This window comes from Silvania sp. (assembly GCF_051656365.1).
GTDB classification, from domain to species: Bacteria; Pseudomonadota; Gammaproteobacteria; order Enterobacterales; family Enterobacteriaceae; genus Enterobacter; species Enterobacter hatchlandensis.
The window spans coordinates 1-1,597 of record NZ_JBOGBT010000031.1 but is presented as its reverse complement, the minus strand read 5'-3'; the positions used below and the strand labels follow the sequence as shown (position 1 = coordinate 1,597).

The window sequence follows — 1,597 nt, the reverse complement described above, 5'->3', positions numbered from 1 at the left end:
CGTGACGCTGGGCGTTGGACTTGGTCACCACGGTCAACAGCTTGCGCGGACGGGTCTGCGCCAGACGGAAGGCGTAACGCATGATACGTGTCACCCCGGTGCGGGTGAAAATCGCCACCTCGGTACCCACTTCTTCCGGCAGGCCACGGTGCGCGCGACCGCCGTGGCCGGAATATTCCCCTTCAGAGTTCTCACGCACGATCACCCAGTCGAGGGAGCCTGGCCCGGCCTTGCGCAGCGGAGATTGAATGCCCGGCAGGATTTTAGTCGGACGCACATTGGCATACTGATCAAAGCCCTGGCAAATCGGCAGACGCAGCCCCCACAGAGTGATGTGATCCGGGACATCCGGCGCACCCACCGCGCCAAAGTAGATGGCGTCGAAGGCTTTCAGCTGCTCCAGCCCATCTTCCGGCATCATCACTCCATGCGTTTTGTAATAATCCGACCCCCATTCAAAGGTATGCACCGAGAAGCGAATATCGCCCTGACGCTGGGCCAGCGCGTGTAACACGTCTACGCCCGCGGTGATCACTTCCGGGCCAATACCGTCTGCGGGGATAGCTGCAATCGCGTAATCTTTCATGTTTATTCCTTACATTAATGTTTTGGCTGAACTAACGAATCATGGGGCTGTGTTTTGCGGGCAGAAGCCGACAGCCACAGCACAACAAGGGAAGAGAGAATCAGTAACCCGGCGACAAACCACAGCCCCCAGGTGTAACTGCCGGTCTGCTGCTTAATCAGGCCGATCATGAACGGACCGACAAACCCGCCCAGATTGCCCAGTGAATTGATGGTGGCGATCCCGGCTGCAGCGGCCGAACCGGAAAGGAACAGGGTTGGCATACTCCACAGCGGCGGTTTCGAGGCGCTGATGCCGCAGTTAACAATGGTGAGCGCAAGGATTACGCCAACGATGCTTACCGCACTCCCGGCCATCAACAGCCCGGCAGCAGCCACGATGCAGGCGGCAATCACGTGCCAGGAACGTTCGCTGGTTTTGTCTGAATGCCGCGCCCACAGCACCATTGCTACCACTGCAATAACGGCGGGAATGGCATTCAGCAGGCCGACGGTCATGGAGGAGACGCCCAGCGTTTTGATGATTTGCGGCGACCAGATCCCCAGCGTATACAGCCCGGCGGAGGTGCCGAAGTAGACCAGCGACAGGGCCAGCACGCGCTTATCCAGCAGCCCTTTCCAGACGCTGTGCTGCGCCGTGGCCTGTTTTGCGGCCTGCTCGCGTTGCAGGGTGCTAATCAGCCAGCCACGCTCCTCCTCGCTGAGCCAGGTGGCCTTTTCCGGGCGGTCGGTCAGCCAGAACAGCACCACGACGCCGAGGATCACCGCCGGCACCGCTTCGAGGACAAACATCCACTGCCAGCCGGCAAAGCCCATCAGGCCGTGCATCTCCAGCAGGGCTGCGGAAATCGGCGACCCGAGCGCAGTCGAAATGGGCGCCGCTGCCATAAAGATAGCCGTCACCTGGGCGCGTTTTTGCGCCGGGAACCAGTAGCTTAAGTAGAGGATGATGCCCGGGAAGAAACCGGCCTCCGCCACACCGAGCAGGAAGCGCAGAGTGTAGAAGCTGGTC

General features: G+C 60.4%; 2 protein-coding genes. Both read right to left on the bottom strand.

Annotation, left to right across the window (positions count from 1 at the left end; genetic code table 11):
- Window positions 1-586: isocitrate/isopropylmalate family dehydrogenase (locus ACRDD5_RS05855; protein ID WP_438676173.1), on the bottom strand; the 586-nt coding region annotated here is incomplete at its 3' end.
- 14 nt (window positions 587-600) lie between these two features.
- A partial coding sequence (locus ACRDD5_RS05850; protein WP_438676172.1) for an MFS transporter occupies window positions 601-1,597 on the bottom strand: 997 nt, incomplete at its 5' end.